At 40.1% G+C, this 21,779-nt stretch carries 2 protein-coding genes; both read right to left on the bottom strand.

The features are described 5' to 3' along the window. Positions 1 to 69: 69 nt before the first annotated feature. The gene (locus H6G48_RS26370; RefSeq protein ID WP_190722320.1) at positions 70 to 15,339 is read right to left on the bottom strand and encodes a non-ribosomal peptide synthase/polyketide synthase; all 15,270 of its coding nucleotides are present in this window, start codon (positions 15,337 to 15,339) and stop codon (positions 70 to 72) included. Continuing rightward, positions 15,336 to 21,734: a non-ribosomal peptide synthetase gene (locus H6G48_RS25760; protein WP_199328817.1), complete on the bottom strand. Its 6,399-nt coding sequence runs from the start codon at positions 21,732 to 21,734 to the stop codon at positions 15,336 to 15,338. Before H6G48_RS25760 ends, H6G48_RS26370 begins: the two co-directional genes overlap by 4 nt. Between the last annotated feature and the right edge of the window lie 45 nt (positions 21,735 to 21,779).

Raw genomic sequence — 21,779 nt, 5'->3', positions numbered from 1 at the left:
CAATATTTGTCCTTTGCCGTTTTAACTGTCTTGCTAAACTATTGATATCAGCTAAAACTTTAACTGTTTTTATAATTCACCATCCTCATAATCTTCTAAGGTTTCAGTCATAGCTGTTTCTCCCGGTGCAACGGTAAGAACTTCAATAATTTGGGCTAAATTAGCGATAGTTGGGTATTCCAGCAGATTTTGTAAAGACAATTCCACCGAGAAAAGATCGCGGGAACGGGAAATAACCTGAGTTGCTAACAAAGAATGTCCTCCCAATTCAAAGAAATTATCCTTAATTCCAATACGTTCGACTCCCAAAACTTCACTCCAAATTTGAGACATTTGAGTTTCAATCGGGGTACGAGGTGCGAGAAATCCCGTAGCTAAATTGCGTGTAGCTGTATCGGGTGTAGGCAAAGCCAGCCGATCTACTTTACCATTAGGAGTCAAAGGTAGGGTATTAAGCAAAACAAAAGCCTGGGGAACCATATAACTAGGTAGCTTTTGTTGGACAAATTCCCGCACCTGTGGTATCAGCTTCTGGACTAATTTACCATATAGGGGATTATTCGTATAATCAGTCCAGGATTTGGGAATAATCGTCTCATCATCCCAAAAATTGGGGTATGGTTGTTGATCAACTTTACTTATTATCGGTTCTAGGATGGCATTCTGGCGACAGAAAACCACATCGAAAGAACCATCTTGACTACCTTCCCACCAACTGAGATGAACAGTGTAACCTAACTGTTCTCCCAGTTGCCACATTTGCTCAGGATTAATCCCTATCCCGCTATTTTTTGCTAACAATTGCCGCAATTCTCCCACCGTTGTTACCCCAGGAGGATTTTCTAAACAGTCTAAAATTTGTAGCGCCTTTTGTAATCGTTGATTGGGTACATCTCTGATACCTAAATATTCTGGTTGTTCCAGTTTTAGTTTATCTTGTAGTTGCGCTAAAGAAAACCGATCCCGCTGCCAATTTAGCCAAGGAATTGTCGTTTTTTGCCCATCAGTATCCAGATGTAAAGTAACATCATAGCGGAATTGGGTTAACTCATTGTCAGCCTGACCCCGTTTCGGGGCAATTTCTACCCAAGAAATTCGCGGAAAACGTTGTTTAAGCGCGATAAAGAACTGAGGTGCAATTAACAATTCTTCTTCGGTAGCTACACTTTGATTCACCTGTTTTTGCCATTCTTCAAGGGTTTTATTAGCTTCAGTGCGAGCTAACTGTACCGCCGCATGGTAAGGCTCTAGTAAGGACAAACTACGGATATCACCTAGGAAAATCTTACCCCGATCTGCAATCGTGTTGACTGCTCCTGCGATAACTTGTAATAGATAATCCACACTAGGGAAATACTGAACAACAGAGTTAATTACTACTCGATCAAAAGTAGCTTGGGGAATGCCGGTAAAATCATCTGCTGTTCGGTGTAATAATCTTACTTTGCCCTCTAAACCCTCAATTGTGCCACATAAATGTTCTAGGTTATTAATAGTAGCAGCGGAATAATCGGCTCCCCAATATTCCTGACAATGTTTCGCCACACGGAATAGCAATAAGCCACTTCCGCAACCAATTTCTAACACTCGTTGCGGTGGTTGATCTGCCAAAATTCGGCTCACTGTCTGATCTACCCATTCCTGCATTTCTGCTGCGGGAATAGCTTGTCCCGTATAACTACTATTCCAACCACTAATATTAAAAGTGGGGTCCTCGGTTTGAGGTTGGGGTTTACTGTAGGATTCTTCGTAAATCTTTTGCCAATCACTAACATATTCACTCTGCCATTGAGCAAGCTGTTGGGGCAATACTTGACCCTTGAGAGCCGGAACTAAGTAGGCTACCAAATTAGTATTAAGCTGGTCATGATCATGATCACTTGCCTGATCAGCGCGAGCTATCACAACCGCTTCTTGTACTAGGGGATGTTGGCTCAAAACTGCTTCAATTTCCCCTAATTCAAGGCGGAAACCCCTTACTTTAACCTGATTGTCAATTCGTCCCAGATATTCAATTTTTCCATCAGGTAAATAACGAGCTAAATCTCCTGTTTTATACAAGCGTTTGCCTTTTAACTGTTCCTTATTTTCTAAATAGATAAATTTCTCTGCTGTCAATTCTAGGCGATTCAAATAACCTCTGGCTACTCCTGCTCCTCCGATATGTAATTCCCCGGGTACACCGATAGGAACCGGTTGTAAATGCGAGTCTAAAATATAAACCTGCACATGAGGAATTGGCCGACCAATAGTTATTTTTTCATCAACCGGCGTACATTTAGCTACCGTTGCACAAACACTTCCTTCGGTGGGTCCATAACCATTAAAGAAATTTCGTCCCTGGGACCATTTTTTCACCAATTCAGGAGAACAAGCTTCCCCGGCGACAATAATAGTTTGCAGAGAGGAAAGATTTTCCCAAGGTAGTACCGCTAAAGCTGATGGCGGTAGAGTAATATGAGTAATCTTATTCTCCCGTAATTGCTTGATTAAGGGTAAACCGGGCATTAAATTTTCTTTACTTGCCAAATAAAGTCTCGCTCCCGCTCCCAAAGCCATGAGAACTTCTGAAATACAGGCATCAAAACTAAAAGAAGCAAATTGAAGCACTCGACTCTGAGAAGACACAGCAAAAGTCTGAATTTGCGCCAAAGCTAAGTTACATAACCCTTGATGTTCAACCATCACCCCTTTAGGTTTACCCGTAGAACCAGAAGTATAAATCACATTAGCTAAATTAGAAGCTGTTACCTTCCCCGTCAAATTATCCCGGTTCATTGGTTTAATTTCTTGCCAAGTTTCAGCTAAAAAGATGGTTTTGCCTCGATGATTTGGGAGTTTATCAATCAGTAAACTTTGGGTTAGTAATAAGGGTACTTGACTATCCTCTAACATAAATTGTAAGCGTTCTTGAGGATATTCTGGGTCAAGGGGTAGATAGGCAGCACCGGCTTTAAGGATGCCTATTAATGCCACAATCATGTCTAAAGAGCGCTCTACACATAAACCGACTATTACCTCGGTTTCTACACCTAAAGAGCGTAAATAGTGAGCTAGTTGATTGGCCCGACTATTTAATTCTGCATAGGTCAACTGTTGATTTTCAAAGACTACTGCTACTGCATCAGGGGTACGCGCTGCTTGTTCCTCAATTAATTGATGAATACACTTGTTATAGGAGTAATCAGCTTTTGTCTCATTCCACTCCTCTAATAGTTGATACTCTTCCTCTGGGGTTAATAAGGGTAGTGAAGCTACTGATTGACGGGGATTTTCCACAATTGCCGCCAACAAAGTCTTAAAATGATTCATCATACGGACAATAGTTTCAGCATCAAATAAATCCCTGTTATAAGAGCAAAAACCGCCCAATCCTTCCGGTGCATCCCAGAGGTAAAGTTCTAGGTCAACCCTAACTGAATCAAGTCCTGATGGTATCTCCTCAATGTTTACTCCGGGTAAATCCCAGGGAGAACTAGGAGCATTCTGAAGGGCAAAAACTATCTGTGTTAAAGGATTACGATCTAAATGACGCTCAATTTGTAATTTTTCGACTAACATCTCGAAGGGTAAATCTTGATGGTCGTAAGCATCTTGAGTAGTTTGTCTGACCTGCGCGAGAAAATCCTCAAAGGTCGGGTCTTGAGATAAATCAAATCTTAACACTAAACTATTGACAAAAAAGCCGATTAACCCTTCAATTTCGGTGCGATTACGGTTAGCAATTGGTGAACCAATTACCACATCTGTTTGTTGACTATAACGAGATAGTAACACAGCAAAACCCGCTAGTAATGTCATAAAAATAGTGCTACCGGACTCTTGACTGAGTTTTTTCAGTTGTTGCGTTAGTTGACTATCTAGTTGCAGTCGCTCCGTCCCACCGCGAAAACTTTGGATTGCTGGCCGGGGACGGTCTGTGGGAAGTTGGTGTAGTAGGGGAACCCCGGTTAATTGTTGCTTCCAGTAGCTTAATTGACGGTCTAATACTTCATTAGTTAACCATTGACGCTGCCACAGGGCAAAGTCAGCATACTGTATCGATAAAGTAGGTAAATCTGCTTTTGTACCGGTGCAGAAACTTCGATAATAGACCGATAATTCGTCGATTAAAACACCTATTGACCAACCATCCGCTGCAATATGATGAATAGCTAATAATAGTACATATTCCTCTGTCTTGACTTGCCATAATTTGACTCGTAATACTGACCCTGATTCGAGATCAAAGGGTTCGGAGGCTGCTGCTAATAACAGGTTTTTTACCTGTTGCTCAGAATGACTGAGGTTTTGCAGATTGACAACTGGTAAGGTGAAGGTTACATTGGGAGCGATCGCTTGTATTGGTTTGTTATCTTTGAGCTTAAACTGAGTCCGTAGGGGTTCATGGCGTTGAATAATTGCCTGGAAAGCTTTTTCTAAGGCTTTAATATTGATATTTCCCCGCAAACGCATCGTTAAATCAATAGTATAAGCCCCACTTTCCCCTTCTAATTGATTCACAAACCAGAGACGTTCCTGGGACCAGGATAGGGGAATATCATCCTCTCGATTAACGGGTACAATTGATGGTAGCTTTAACCCTAAACCTGTTTGCAGTTCTTTTAAAATTACCGCACTTAACTGAGCAATGGTTGGAGATTCAAACAGATAACGCAAGGGTAAAACAATCTCAAAGGTTTCCTGTAATCGAGAAATAACTTGAGTTGCCAACAGAGAATGTCCACCTAATTCAAAGAAATTATCCTCAATACTGACTCGTTTTAATTTCAGTACCTCACCCCAAATCTGCGCCATTTTTTCTTCAATGGGGTTACGGGGAGCTATATATTCACCTTGGCTCTGTAAATCGGGAACAGGTAAAGCGCGGCGGTCGATTTTGCCATTGGGAGTTAAGGGGAAAGCATCAAGAAGAACAAACGCCGTTGGGACCATATAGTCGGGTAACAAATTCTTGAGATTAGCTTTCAAAGATTTACCTAAGTTTGCAGAGTAACTATTTTGACTCTCATCATAATTAGGAAATAGGCGTTGATAGAATGGTCGTTGTCGGAAATTATTTTTATAGTGATAGGAAACATATTCAAAGTCAATAATTTCTCCACTCTTTTTGACCAGATGACCTTTAATCGCATAATCTGGGTTTAAATTATTTTCGCACAGTGTCCGCTCACAAACTGCTTTAATGACATCTCCACGCTCAACCTGAATTGACGGTTCAAATACTGGAAAATAAACGGGTAGCCAGCAATGTTCATGTTTGAGAGTATCGATTTCTTCACCAGCAATAGTCTGCAAAGTGAGCCAAACTAAAAATCCATCCATTCGCCCATTTTTTTGGATTTCAAAGTTTACCTCATGGGAAAATTCTGGACTAATATGTTCGTTAAAGTTTAAGTCTTCTAAAACATCTACAGTGGATAGAACATTGGCTTGAGGAAATTTCTTAAAACAAACCCTTAAGTCGAAGGGATAGCCGACTTGCTCAAATATTTTTTGCGTGTAATAAGCAGGAGTTTGAGAAAATTGGGGATGATGTAATATTTGATCAGGAACAGTGACAACGGCCATTTTAGTAATGCTTCTTTCAGGAATCATCAAACCATTTGGTTTAAGAAATCGTCGGGCGTTATTAATAATAATAGCTGCACCTTCAGAGCCACCAATTGCTCCTACAATTTCTGAAACACAGACATCGGCGAGTTCGGGTATTTCTACTAAATTCGCATCACCATGAATTATGGTTATCTTATCTGCTAATCCCAATTTTTTAATCTGAGCTAATGCTTCGTGACAAGTTTCCTGATTTCTTTCAATTGCATAAATTTTCTTAGCTCCTCCTTCTACACAAAATCTGGATAGGATTGCATCCTTACCTGTGCCAATCTCAACAACTATTTTATCTTTGACCAGTTGATTAATAGCAACTTTATAACTATCGTTACGTCGGTGGTCATTGGTCATTGCATAATACAGCAAGTCGTCATAAACATAGTATTCAGCTATGGATGGCCATAGTTCTACTTGGTCTGTTGATCTGTTTTCTAGTTTCTTGGCTGATGTGAGATTTTTCTGTTGTGGTACAACATAAGTGACTGGAGGTTTTTTCTTCGGTTGATTTTCCTGTTGCGGTACGACGTAAGCAACTAAACGTTTATCCCCTGGATTGTCTTCACGAACAATCACACAAGAAGACTGTACTGCCTCATTTTGGTTGAGTACGGCCTCAATTTCTCCTAATTCAATACGGAAGCCACGCAGTTTTACCTGATTGTCAATCCGTCCTAAATATTCGATTTTACCATCGGGTAAATAACGGGCTAAGTCTCCCGTTTTATATAATTTTGACGGCTCATTGCCCCCCTTATTAAGGGGGGTTGGGGGGATCACTTCATCCTTCTCAAAAGGATTAGGGATAAATTTTTCTTGGGTTAATTCGGGACGATTGAGATAACCCCGCGCTAATCCCATACCACCAATATGTAATTCTCCCGGAACACCAATCGGGACAGGTTGTAAATGGGAGTCTAAGATATAAATTTGGGTGTTAGCAATGGGACGACCAATAGTTACTTTCAGGGTTTCATCTGTCCATTTTTCTACCGTGGCACAAACGCTGGTTTCTGTCGGTCCATAAGCATTAAAGAAATTTCTACCCGTAGCCCATTGTTTGATCAATTCTTCTGAACAAGCTTCTCCTGCCACAATAATTGTTTGTAACTCTGGGATTTCTTCTAGGGGCAAAGCCGCTAAGGCTGAGGGTGGTAAAGTAACATGAGTAATACCATAATCTTTTAATCGCCCCATTAATGGCAACCCAGGCATTAAAGCGTCTTTTGTGTCTAAATAAAGGGTTGCACCTGCTCCTATTGCCATGATAATTTCCCAGATAGAAGCATCAAAATTGAGGGAAGCAAACTGGAGAATGCGAGAGTTTGACTGTAAGTTAAACGTTTTAATTTGCGCTTGAGCTAGGTTAAATAGTCCCCGATGTTCCACCATTACCCCTTTAGGTTTTCCGGTAGAACCAGAGGTATAAATGAGATTAGCTAAATTATTGGCTGTTACTACTCCTGTTAGGTTATCTTGGCTGTTTTGGTTAATTTCTTCTGTGAATCTGTCTAACAAGATTAGCCGCGCTTGATGTTCGGGTAGTTTATCGATTAATCCCTCTTGAGTTAGCAATAATGACAGTTGAGCATCAGCGATGGCAAATTGTAGCCGTTCACTGGGATAATCTGGGTCGAGAGGTAGATATGCACCACCCGCTTTTAATATCCCCAATAATCCGACAATCATCTCTAAGGAACGCTCAAGGGAAATACCGACTAAAGTATCAGCTTTTACGCCTAATTTCCGCAAATAATGAGCTAGTTGATTAGCACGACAATTTAACTCATTGTAGGTTAATTGTTGCTGGGAACAGACCACCGCTACCGCGTCGGGTGTGCGTTTTACCTGTTCCTCAAATAACTGATGAATACACTTATACTCAGTATAGTAAACTTGAGTATTGTTCCACTCAATTAATAACTGATTAGTCTCGCTTTCTGTCAGTAAGGGTAATTGGGAAATCCGCGCTTGAGGATTGGCCACAATTCCCCCTAATAAGTTGAGAAAATGCCCTGATAATCGCTCAATAGTGCTACTCTCAAACAAATCAGTATTATATTCCCAGACACCTTTTAAGCCATCATCGGTGTTAACCATAGCTAAGGTTAAATCAAACTTAGCTGTGGTATTTTCTGGTGGCAAATCTGTCACCGTTAATCCCGTCATTGCAATCTCAGACTTAGGTGTATTTTGCAGGACAAAAGCGACTTGAAATAGGGGAGTATGGCTCAAATCCCGTTCCGGTTGCAACGCTTCGACTAACATTTCAAAGGGTAAGTCTTGATGCGCGTAAGCATCCATTGTCACTTCCCGAACTCGGGTTAATAACTGACTAAAACTCGGATTATCTGATAAATCCGTCCGCATCACTAAAGTATTAACAAAGAAGCCGATTAAACCCTCAATTTCACCGCGATTACGATTAGCGATGGGAGTTCCTACCAAAATATCACTTGACCCTGTATAACGATACAGTAAAGCATCAAAAGCAGCCAACAGCGTCATAAATAATGTCACCCCTTGTTGGCGACTCAATTCATTCAAAGCTTGGCTAAGTTTGGGGGAAAGGGAAAATTCTTGCTGAGTACCGACAAAGCTTTGCACCGCAGGTCGAGGGTGGTCTGTGGGAAGAGATAATAAAGAAGGTGCATTTGCTAGTTGATTTTGCCAGTAATTTAATTGAGTTTGCAGGACATCCCCTTGTAACCATTGTTTTTGCCAGAGTGCAAAATCTGCATACTGAATCGGTAAAGGAGCTAAATTTGCGGGATGATTTTGAGTGTAAGCATTATATAAGCTGGTCAATTCGTGAATAAATACTTCGATTGACCAACCATCACTAATAATGTGGTGCATACACACTAATAAGAGATGTTCCGTCTCAGATAGCACCACTAAAGTGATTCTGATTAAAGATTCTTTGGCTAAATCAAAGGGTTGAGTGGCTTGTTTTTGCTTTAATTGCTCTGTTTTTTCTGCTTGCTCTTGGATGGGTAAATCTTGTAAATCAACGACCGATATTGTCTCCCTTGTTGTTTGAATAATCTGAGTCGGTTGTCCATCAATCGTGACAAAATTAGTCCGTAATACTTCATGGCGATCACAGATTTCTCGTAAACTTTGTTCTAAGGCCTTTTGATTGAGGTTGCCTCGGAAATGCAACACCATCGGTATATTGTATAAAGCGCTATTTGGTTGCAATTGATCTAAAAACCATAAACGCTGTTGAGCAAAAGATAGAGGTAGTTCTGTATCCTTAGTTCTCGGTAAAATGGGGGGTACTGTTAGCGTGAGATTTTGCTGCTGTAATTGTCCAATAAGATGCGCTAATTCGGCTACCGTAGCTGCACCAAATAAACTCCGCAAAGGTAGTTCTATTTTAAATAAACTCCGAATCCGAGAAACTAATTGAGTTGCGAGGAGAGAATGGCCGCCAATTTCAAAGAAATTATCATAAATTCCCACTTGCTCTATTTTGAGTATTTCTGTCCAAATTTGCACCAACATCTCCTCAATTCCATTGCGTGGTGCTACATATTGATCCTGGCGATTTCCTATTTTATCTGGTGCGGGTAAAGCGCGACGATCTACCTTACGATTAGTAGTAAGGGGTAAAGATTCCAGAAAAACAAAAGCTTGAGGAACCATATACAAAGGCAATTTACTGGACAGAAACTGACGCAGTTCACTAATCATCGGTATCCGTTCGTAATGAGCTACTATGTAGGCGACTAAATATTTATCCCCCGGGGTATCTTCCCGAATAATCACACAAGATGTTTGTACATCAATATTTTGGTTAAGTACCGCTTCAATTTCTCCTAACTCAATACGGAATCCGCGAATTTTAACCTGATTGTCAATCCGGCCAAAACATTCAATATTACCATCGGGTAAATAACGCGCTAAATCTCCCGTTTTATACAAACGATTGAACGGTGAATGAGCAAAGGGATTGTCAATAAATTTTTCAGCAGTTAATTCGGGACGATTCAGATAACCCCGCGCTAAACGAACACCGCATAAATGCAATTCTCCCTTCACGCCAATGGGTACAGGTTGCAGATTTTGATCCAAGATATATGCTTTTGTGTTAGCAATGGGACGACCAATCAGCACTGAATTGATTTTTTCTGACTGATAATCTAGCAAGTCATGAACTATGGCGGTTACAGACGCTTCTGTAGGTCCATATACATTAATACATTCAACCCGTTTTCCGACCATTTGTCGCCAAATATTGACGGTTTCTGGTAACACTGCATCCCCTCCCACGGCGACGACCCGCAGACTGGATGGTACAGTAGCTAATGATTGGGAAACGGCGAGCGCCCATTCATGCCAATAGGCAGGGGTAATATTTAAAACGGTGAGGCTTTCTTGTTCGATAAAATCGGCAAAATCAGTCAAAGTTGGGAACATTTGCCCTGGTCTTAAGACCACTGTGCCACCTTTTAACCAGGTGGGGAAAATTTCTTCCGCAGCGACATCAAAGCCAAAGGAAGCAAACTGTAAAACGCGATCAGATTCTGTTAAACCGAATACTTCACTAATGCCCCAACTATGATTAACTAAGGCCGCGTGGGTTAACATCACTCCTTTAGGTTTACCGGTTGAACCAGATGTATATAATAGGCATAGTAAATTTTCTGGAACCACTTCACTGAAGGGATTTTCTGGACTTTGAACTGTCAAAATCTCGGCTAATTTATCTAAGACAATTACCCCCACATCTTCTGCTGGTAAAGAATCGAGTAAACTTTCTTGAGTTAGCAGTAGAGAAATTTGGGCATCTTCTGCCATATAAGTCAACCGTTGCTGGGGATAATCTGGATCTAAAGGTATATAGGCTCCTCCAGCTTTGAGAACTGCTAATAATCCGACAATAACTAACAGCGACCGCTCTAGATAAATGCCAACTAAAACTTCTGAATTTACCCCCAAAGATTGGAGATAATGGGCTAATTGATTCGCCTGAATATTTAAGTCTTGATAGGTTAATTCTTGACCTTCAAAGACCACTGCTACTGCAGCCGGTGTTCGTGCCGCTTGTTCTTCAAATAAATGATGAACACAATGATGGAAAGGATAGTCTTTTTCGGTAGCATTCCATTCTTCTAATAATTCTTTTGCCTCGACTTCAGTTAATAGTGGTAGTTGGAAAATTGGCTGCTGCGGGTTAACAACCAATGCTTCTAGCAAGGTGATAAAATTCCCTGTTAATCGCTCAATGGTACTGCGATCAAATAAATCGGTATTATATTCCCATACCCCTTGTAATCCTGAACCGGTATTCTCCATCGCCAGGGTTAGATCAAATTTGGCGGTGTCATTTTCTGTGGTGAGGGGAGTGGCGGTTAATCCTGTTAGTTCTAAGGGAGACGGGGGACTATTTTGCAGCAGAAAATCCACTTGAAATAAAGGCGCGTGACTTAAATCTCGTTCAGGTTGTAGGACTTCTACTAACATTTCAAAGGGCAAATCCTGATGAGCATAGGCATCCATTGCCATTTCCCGTACTCGACCCAATAACTGATTAAAATTGGGCTTACCTGACAAGTCAATTCGCAAGACCAAAGTATTGACAAAAAAGCCGATTAAACCTTCAATTTCACTGCGATTACGGTTAGCAATGGGAGTACCAATTAAGATGTCTTCCTGTTCTGTATAACGGTAAAGTAAGACAGCATAAGCGGTTAACAGGGTCATAAATAAGGTGACACCCTGTTCCTGGGTTAATTGGGTCAGTTTTTCGGTTAATTCCCAAGAAAGGCTAAAGGGTAAATGTCCCCCAGCAAAACTTTGTTGATTGGGTCGAGGTCTATCTGTTGGTAAAGATAGGAGGGCCGGTGCGCCGGCTAACTGTTTTTGCCAGTAATCTAGTTGCTGTTGCAATACCTCTCCCTGCAGCCATTGTCTTTGCCAAAGGGTAAAATCTCCATACTGGATAGATAGGGGATTTAGAGGCGAAGATAAACCCTGAATATAGGCATTATAGAGGGCGGTTAGTTCCTGAAGAAATACCCCCATTGACCAGCCATCACTGACAATGTGGTGCATACAGACTAATAAGAGATGTTCCGTTTCAGATAACACCACTAAAGTGATTCTGATTAAGGGTTCACCGGCTAAGTCAAAGGGTTGAATCGCTTGATTTTGTGCTAACTCTTGAGACGCAATTACTTGTTCACTACCAGATAAATGCTGTAAATCAACAACCGTAACTGTCCAGTTTCGTGCTTGTATAACTTGGGTAGGGATACCATCAACGGTAATAAAGTTGGTGCGTAAAGCCTCATGGCGATCGCAAATTTCTCCTAAACTCTGGATTAAGATTTCTGAGTTTAAAGTTCCTTCTAAACGCAAGGCTAGGGGGATATTATAAAAAGAACTATTCGACTCAAATTCAGCCAAAAACCAGAGACGAGTCTGAGCAAAAGATAAGGGTAGTTCTGCTGCTTTGTCCCTGGGTAAAATCGGCAGTTCAGTTAGTTGTTCTCCTTCGGAAAGCCGTTTTATTCCCTGTGCTAATTCGGCGATTGTCGGTGCAACAAATAACTCGCGTAAGGGCATTTCTACCTGAAAAGCCTCACGGATGCGCGAAATTAGTTGCGTTGCTAATAATGAATGTCCACCCAACTCAAAGAAGTTGTCGTGAATCCCCACCTGTGCAACTTTTAACACTTTTCCCCAAATCGAGGATAATATCTCCTCAATGGGGTTACGCGGCGCAATGTATTGCGCTTGGCTTTGGAATTCGGGAGCCGGTAAAGCACGATGATCAATCTTACCATTGGGCGTTAAGGGTAGGGATTCCAAAATGACAAAGGCACTAGGAATCATATACTCTGGTAACTTAGCTTTCAGGAATTGCCGCAGTTCAGTAACATTAAGCGAATTTTCCTCCTTTTGGGTGGAAACAATCTCTACTTGGGGAATAATATAGGCGACTAAACGTTTCTGATTTATCTCATCTTCTTGGGCAATAACAACAGCCGTTTTTACTGCATTGTGCTGACTAAGAACGGTTTCAATTTCTCCCAATTCAATGCGAAAACCCCGAATTTTTACTTGATTGTCAATCCGTCCTAAATATTCGATTTTACCATCGGGTAAATACCGACATAAATCTCCCGTTTTATATAATTTTGACGGCTCATTGCCCCCCTTATTAAGGGGCGTTGGGGGGATCACTTCATCCTTCTCAAAAGGATTAGGGATAAATTTCTCTTGAGTTAATTCTGGACGATTGAGATAACCCCTGGCTAACCCGACACCGCCAATATGTAATTCTCCAGCTACCCCCACAGGAACAGGTTGTAAGAAAGCATCAAGAATATAAACCTGAGTATTACTGATGGGTCGCCCAATGGGAACATTGGTTATAGTTGGTGAAGTAAATTCGGAGAAAGTCGCCGCAATGGTTGCTTCCGTTGGTCCGTAAGCATTTAATAGTCGAGGAAGAGGGGAATATTGGCCTGTAACTGTTTGCCATTGCTGTACTTTTGCCGGTTGAATGGCTTCCCCACCAATGACAATTAGTTTAATCTTTGAGAGAATTGGCAGGGTATCAGGGGTTAATTCAGAGGCTAATTGATGCCAATAAGCAGTAGGAATACCCAAAACTGTTAATTGCCATTTTTGACAACATTGCCAAAAATCCTCACTAGAGCGCAACATTTCTTCTGTTCGTAATACCAAGGTCGCACCCGATAACAAACTAACAAAAATTTCTTCAACGGAAGCATCAAAGCAGATAGAGGAAAATTGCAGAATTTGATCCTCTGAGGTAATACCATACTCTCGAATAGTAGTCAGGATATAGTTGACTACTGAGCGATGTCCAATCATTACCCCTTTGGGTTGACCTGTGGAGCCGGAGGTGTAGATAATATAGGCTAAATTGTGCTGCTCAACTGCTACCAAAGGGTTAACTGTACTCTGTTTGGCAATTGTTGACCAGTCTTGGTCTAAACAGATAGTTGTTCCTTGAAATGCTGGTAATTGTTCCAGAAGTTGTGATTGAGTCAGGAGAATACTAAGTTGAGTATCTTCAAGAATATAGGTAATTCGCTCTTTTGGATAATTAATATCTAAAGGAACGTAAGCTCCCCCTGCTTTAAGTATTCCCAGGATTCCGATAACCATCTCTAGGGAACGTTCAACAAAAATCCCGACTAAACTATCGGATTTTACCCCTAAAGATTGTAGGTAATGTGCCAATTGATTAGCACGATTATTTAATTCTTGATAGGTGAAAAATTCATCTTCTAATTTAACTGCGATCACCTGTGGATTCTGTTTTACTTGTTGTTCAAACAACTGATGCAGACATAAATCATTTTTGTAGTCAGTTTCAGTCTGATTCCAATCAAATAATAACTGATTGCGCTCACTTTCTGTCAGTAATGGTAATTGGCTAACGGTTTGTTCTGGATTAGCAATAATCCCAGTTAATAGGTTAACAAAATGCCCTGATAATCGCTCAATTGTGCTTTTGTCAAACAGATCTGTATTATATTCCCAAATCGCAGTTAATCCAGCTTCTTTTACCTGTATAGATAAACTTAAGTCAAACTTAGATGTCTTAAATTCTAAAGGCTGACGAGTGGCTTTTATTCCTTCTAAATCTATGCTATCTACAATTTCATTATCTAAACCAAACATCACCTGAAATAAAGGAGTATAACTCATATTTCTTTCAGGTTGTAGGGCCTCTACTAACATCTCAAAAGGTAAATCTTGATGGTCGTAAGCATCCGTTGCTGTTTCTCGTACCTGTTTTAATAACTCGCTAAAACTGGGATTTCTGGCTAAATCTGTTCTTAAGACTAAGGTATTGACAAAAAAGCCGATTAACCCAGCTAATTCACTACGAGTACGGTTAGCGATGGGAGTACCGACTAAAATATCTGTTTGTCCTGTGTAACGATAGAGTAAGGTCTGAAATGCGGTTAACAGGGTCATAAATAAGGTGACACCTTTTTCCCGACTCAGCTTATTTAACCCTTGACTAAGTTCTGGAGAAAGGATACATTTTATGCGATCTCCCTGAAAACTTTGTTGTAGAGGACGGGGATAATCCGTAGGTAGATGTAATAAAGCGGGTGCTGCTGCTAACTGTTTTTGCCAGTAATTTAACTGATTTTCTCGGATTTCTCCCTGTAAATATTCCCTTTGCCAAATTGCAAAATCTGCGTACTGGATTGGTAACTCTTGTAAAAGAGGTTCTAAACCTTTAGTATAGGCATTATAAAGGGTTGTCAATTCCTCAATAAATACCCCCATTGACCAACCATCAGAGACAATATGGTGCAGACAAATCAGCAAAAAATGTTCTGTGTCTGATAACTTAAGTAGGGTGGCTCTAATTAGGGAGTCATTGGCTAAATCAAAAGGTTGATGGCTGTGAATTTCTAGCCATTTTTTTATTTCCTGCTCTTCTCGATATTTTGGGCTGTCTTTCCCATTGACAAGCGTTAATTGCCAATTACTTTCTGGTTTAATTACTTGTACAGGATTTCCCTCAATAGTGGCGAAATTTGTGCGGAGGGACTCATGGCGCTGAATAATTTCTTGTAGGCTTTTTTCGAGGACATCTACCTGGAGATTTCCTGCTAAATGCAAGGCCAAGGAAATATTATAAAAGGGACTGTTTGGTTCTAATTGATCTAAGAACCATAAACGCTGTTGGGCATAAGATAGGGGTAATTCTTCAAAATTCATTTTCTTTTTCTTGGTAAAATTGCTGGAACGATGGTATCGGATTTTTCCTGTTTTAACTGTTCAATCCCTTGGGCTAATTCTGCTAGTGTGGCCGAGTTGAATAACTGACGTAGGGGAAGTTCAACTTTCAAGCGATCGCGGATCTGTGCTACTAATTTAGTGGCTAGTAGGGAATGGCCTCCCAGTTCAAAGAAGTTATCATTTATACCCACTTTCTCGACTTTTAGCACTTCTGACCAAACAGTTACTAATATATCCTCGATCGGGTTACGCGGAGCAACATATTTTTCTGATGGTTCACTACTAGATTCTGGTGGTGGTAAAGCTCGATGATCTATTTTTCCATTAGCAGTAAGGGGTAAGGCATCTAAAATAACGAAAGCATTAGGTATCATATAACCGGGTAATTTAGCTTTCAGAAATTGCCGTATTTCGTTAATGGTAATTATTTTTTCCGATTGTGGCACAATGTAGGCCACAAGACGCTTATCTCCTGTTGCATCATCCCTCACTATTACTACTGTTTCCCAAATCTGGGGATGAGATGCTAATAATGCTTCGATTTCCCCTAACTCAATCCGAAAACCCCGAATCTTAACCTGATTGTCAATGCGCCCTAAATATTCTAATTCTCCCTTAGGTAAATAACGGGCTAAATCTCCCGTTTTATATAATTTTGACGGCTCATTGCCCCCCTTATTAAGGGGGGTTGGGGGGATCACTTCATCCTTCTCAAAAGGACTAGGAATAAACCTTTCTGTTGTTAATTCAGGACGATTGAGATAACCTTTTGTTACTCCGGCACCCCCCACATACATCTCCCCGGGTACACCAACCGGTACAAGTTGTAAATATTGGTCTAGTAAATATACCTGTAAGTCGGGAATGGGACGACCAATCACACTAGCTGTACTATCCAAGTCGGTCATACTTAATGGTCGATAGGTGACATGAACGGTAGTTTCCGTAATTCCGTACATATTAACTAATTGGGGGCATTGGTCGCCATGGCGCTGAAACCAAGGTTGTAAGCTGTTAATTTCTAAAGCTTCTCCTCCAAAAATAACCAAACGTAAGCTTAAATCGTTATCTGTTGTCGATGAACGATCCCCCCTAACCCCCCTTGATAAGGGGGGAAAACTTCCTTTTAAGGATTCTTCAGCTTGAATTAACTGACGGAAAGCGGTAGGAGTTTGATTAAGAATTGTTACTTTTTCTTGACATAATAGCTGATAAAATGCTTCGGGGGAACGGGTCACTAAGTAGGGGACAACTACCAAGCGTCCACCATATAACAAAGCTCCCCACATTTCCCACACCGAAAAGTCAAAAGCGTAGGAATGAAATAGAGTCCAGACATCTTGACTACTAAAATTATACCAAGCATCTGTAGCGGCAAATAATCGCACGACATTGGAGTGATTGACTAACACCCCTTTCGGTTTACCTGTGGAACCGGAAGTGTAAATAACATAAGCTAAGTTATCTGGAGTGACGGTGTTTTCTGGATTTGAATGGCTGTTTTCGGCAATTTTTTCCCAGTCGGTATCTAAATAAATAATCGAAGCTTGATGTTGAGGTAGAGTTTCTCCTAGCTTTTGTTGCGTTAACAGCACTGATAATTGAGCATCTTCTAACATGAAGCTTAACCGTTCAATCGGATATTCTGGGTCAAGAGGAACATAAGCACCACCCGCTTTTAATATCCCCAATAACCCCACAATCATCTCTAAAGAACGCTCAAGACAAATCCCCACTAATTGATCAGGTTTTACTCCCAAAGATTGCAAATAATGCGCTAACTGATTAGCTCGATGATTTAACTCATTATAGGTTAATTTTTCATCTTTAAATACTACAGCTACAGCATCAGGAGTCCGTTTTACCTGCTCTTCAAATAACTGATGAATACACTGAGTATAACTGTATAGTGTATCAGTATTATTCCATTCTAATAACAGTTGATAACGCTCTTTTTTTGTTAGTAATGGCAAGGTTCCTACCGACTCTTGCGGATTAGTAACAATTGTCTCTAATAATGTCTGAAAATGACCAGTCATGCGAGCAATTGTGTTTTGATCAAATAAATCTGTATTATATTGCCAAAATCCTTGGAGAGAGTTGCCTTCTTCTGTATTTGTTTCCCACATTTGTAAGGTGAGATCAAACTTGGCGTTAACATTATCTAGAGGTAGATGCGATATTTTTAACTCAGGATTTTCTAATTCCTCCATTGCCACATTTTGTAAAACAAACATGACCTGAAACAAAGGACTGTGACTAAGACTGCGCTCTATTTGCAAAGTTTCGATAATCTGCTCAAAAGGAACGTCTTGGTTAGCATAAGCATTCGTACAAACAGAACGCACTTGTCTTAATAATTCTTCAAAACTGGGATTACCTTCTAAGCGAGTTCGCATCACTAGGGTATTGACAAAAAAGCCAATTAATCCTTCTAATTCTTGATAGTTGCGATTAGCAATCGGTGTTCCTACCAGAATATCATCCTGACCACTATAGCGGAATAATAGAGTAACATAAGCCGCCATCAACGTCATAAATAGGGTAGTTGCTGATTTGTGGCTGAGTTCTTTTAGAGATGCTGTCAGTTTGGCATCTAACTGGAAGGAAAAACATCCACCTCGGAAAGTTTGCACAGAGGGACGGGGTCTGTCCGTAGGTAATTCTAGCAAAGGAGGGGCTGCGGCTAACTGTTGTTTCCAGTAATTAATTTGGTTTTGGATGGTGATAAAACCTTGAGTTTCTCCTTGTAACCATTGTCGTTGCCAAATTGTAAAATCGGCATATTGAATCGGCAATTCTGAGAGAACAGAACCATCATCAAGCAAAAATCCTTGATATAAACTTGACAATTCTTTGAGCAATACTCCCATTGACCAACCATCACTAATAATGTGGTGCATGGTCAATAACAAAGCTGATGATTCTGATTTAAGTTGCACTAAGGTGACTCTTAGCAATATTCCCTTAGTCAGGTCAAAAGGTTGTAATTGATCCTCAGTTGCTAAAAGTTGTAATTGTTGTGACTGTTCTTGTCCTGATAATCCTTGTAGGTCCACAACCGAAATTTTCAGAGTTGCGCGGGGAGCAATTACCTGTACTGGAGTTTCTGCTACTTCCTTAAAATTAGTGCGTAGAATTTCGTGACGACGGACAATTTCGTTAAGACTAAGTTCTAAAATTTCTATATTTATGCGTCCCTGAAGATGAACCGCTTTAAACATATTGTAAAAAGAGCTGTCTGGTTCTAATTGCGCTAAAATCCATAGTCGCTGTTGAGCAAAAGAAACCGGGAAAGTCTGAGGTTCGGCGGGATTTTTTCGACTAATTTGAGGAATATTATTGTTATTTTTCGGATAGCCAAAAGACTCTGCTAGTTGCCAAGTTACATTACCTAAAAAGTCAGTGTTGTAGTAATCTTTCCATTGCTCAATGGTGTTAGGATTAATGCTTTGATGTTGATGAAATTTTACATCTCCTAGCATTCTAGATTCGGCATAAATACCGTCAGTCATGCGATGCTTTTTCTCTTGGTAGGGTTGCAGCATATCAGGATTAAATTCTACTCCTAAAAACTGACATAAACTCTCTAGGGTTTTCTGTGGCTGCTTAACGATGTCTTCAAATTTAACTTGATACTGACGTTGGGGAGAAACTTGTTGTAGAAATTCGCAGATATTTTGATGGCTAATCAGCCAAATGAGTTCGGCAAGTTCTCGATTATTGAAAGGATTTTGATAGGGAAATATTTGCTCAATTTTAGCTTCTTCATAAGAGTGAATCATTCCTAAAGGATGACGCACCAGATGAATATATAGAGGGTTATCAAAATTTATTTCTGCTCGTTTTAGAGTTTCTAAATCTAGAGAATAGGATGGAGTTTTATCCACTAAGATTTTATCTCCCAACCATCCCTGTAGAAGACGGTAAAACTGTTTGCTAGTCAGATTTTTCTCTTCTAATTCTTCCATAATTGCGATCGCTTTTTCAGCATTACACCCCTTAATTTCCATGATGGTGCGAATTGTTCCTTCCATCCAGAAGTTGTAACGGCCAGAAAATTTCGCCTTTCTTTCCCTAAGAATATTAAACCCTAGTAGTTCCAATTCTGGAGGTGCAAAAAGCTGTGGATTTCCTCCTAAGATAACGCGGAGTAAGGTGGAACCGCTACGATAAGGAGAAAGGATAAATATAGCTGGTGGATTTTTGCTATTGTCATCATCTATTGGGCTGCTAAGAGCAGGAATTAGGGAGCGCATTTGTAACACTTTAGCTTCAGCAATGCGCTCTTGTGGTAGGTTGTTAATTTCGGTTCTTTCTTTACCTAGTATTTTGGTAACTGCTTTTGGATAATGTTCCTCTATATATCCGGCTAATTCCTTAACAGTCTTTTTGTCAAATAAAACAATAAAGTGAATAATTTCGTTTAGTTGTGCTTGCAGTTTATTAATTAGAATTGCTCCCCGAATTGAATCACCACCAAGCTCAAAAAAATCGTCATCTCTCCCCACTCTGTCAAGTTTAAGGACTTCTGCGAATAGAGAAGCAATCACTTTTTCTAGAGGAGTACGAGGAGCAATAAATTCTGTGTCTAACTGAGTCCGTTGACGCTGGTTTTGAGAATTAATTGTTCGCAGAATTAGTTGAGCATCATATAAGTTATTTCCAATCTCTTCAAAAAACTCTGATCGAATAATTCTCTTAACTGTTTTAGATGAATTTTTAGTAGCTATTTTATGTTCATCACCGAGAGGAGTGAAATTAACTTTAGACGCAATATAACTAGGAAAATTAAATAAATATCTCTCCTCTTTTTCCTGCTGAAATTCTTGACCAACAGTCCTTAAAAAATCCCAAATTGGTTGATTTTTGGGGGTAGGTTTATAAATAAGTTTGAGTTGTTCTAACCCTTTTTGTTGAGCAATTGTACCCAAATAAGCTAACATTTTATGTTCTACACCGCGACCCAATACTCGACAACTGAGCAAAAATGTATCGACAATCAGGGATTTTTCTTGAGCAGTAAATAATAGCAAACCAACTAAACCATAATCCCCAAAACGATCTTTTACTTTAACCACTCGACAGTCTAATTCCCCTAGACCACAAAGTTTTTGAATTTGCGATTCTGAGCGTCGGATAGTTGTTAAGTTAAATTGGTTAGTACGTTGAGTAAGTTGGGCAACTCGCGTCAATTCCTCCGTTTGCATCGGGGAAATCTCTATTTCTAAGTTGAGTTGGCCGAGAAAATCCTCAAAAGAAAGGGAATATTTTTGTAAATTCTGACGCTGAATATTCTGTTGATAAAGATTAGTTCTTTGTCGGTCTTCTTGAGTGGTTTTGAGGTGATCAAAAGCCCAAATATGTTCTAAAAATTTTGGAATATGATCGCAATTTTCAGGAAGTTGTAACGTCAAAACTTCTGGACAGTTTGCTCTAACTTCCGCACACTCAACTGGATTATCATCAATAAAAATAAAGCTATCTAATCCTAGTTGTAATTCCTCCGCTAAGGACTGCAAATTCTGAGATTTTTCTTGCCAGTTAATGCGCCAATTTACTAAATGATTTTCCTTAAGTAACATATCGGGATGTCCTTCAAAAACGGCAAAGACATCCTCTGGTTGATTCTTACTACATAAACAGATTAACTTTCCTGCTGCTTGCTGTGCGATGATAAATTCTTGTAAAGCTCGAAATGGAGCATCAATTTTCACTCCCTTAACTCCATCTTCTCCACAAACCCCATGCCATAATGTATTGTCGCAGTCAAGGACAATCACTTTGTAAGGAGAGTTTATCAAGGCTAAGATTTTTCGCGCTAATATTGTCCCCAAAGCCGCAAAAAAAGCCAAGGTATAGGGAATATTTCCTAGTTCTTCTCCATAAGGATCATAATACTCTTGTACAGGATAAGTCTTGAGTAATGCTTGACTTTTAATTAGATATATGCTAGGGATATTCTGGAGATCACGGTCTAATTGTTCTTGTAATTTCTCATGTAAACTATTGAACGTTGTATCATGGGTTGGAGAGGGGGGACAGACACAGACTAAATAGGGAATTGGCGAGCGCATTGTCGCCGTTTTCAAGGCATTACCAAAGTCTCTAAGGGTTTGCTCTAAGGTCAATTCGGCCTTGTTTTTACTTCCTTCCCAGTCTTCAAACCTAACCAGAATCACATTAACCCCATTTTGATTAGTCGCTAAAAGACTAGCAGGATTGAGTAATTCTTGAAAGACTTGATTGTACTGAGCAAATTCTATTGAATAAGGAAATCCTATTTTTTTGAGCCAATATGACAGGGAATCCTCCACTGGTTCACTGGTAAATGTAGCTGTAATAACGATTTTATGATTAGCAAGTGCTTTCATTATTGGCATGGGTTACTCTGTTGGCAGCGACAATAAGAAGTCTAT

Source organism: Microcystis flos-aquae FACHB-1344 (assembly GCF_014698375.1).
GTDB lineage: Bacteria > Cyanobacteriota > Cyanobacteriia > Cyanobacteriales > Microcystaceae > Microcystis > Microcystis aeruginosa.
Note: the sequence above shows the minus strand (reverse complement) of the source record. Positions and strands in the feature narration are given on the sequence as shown.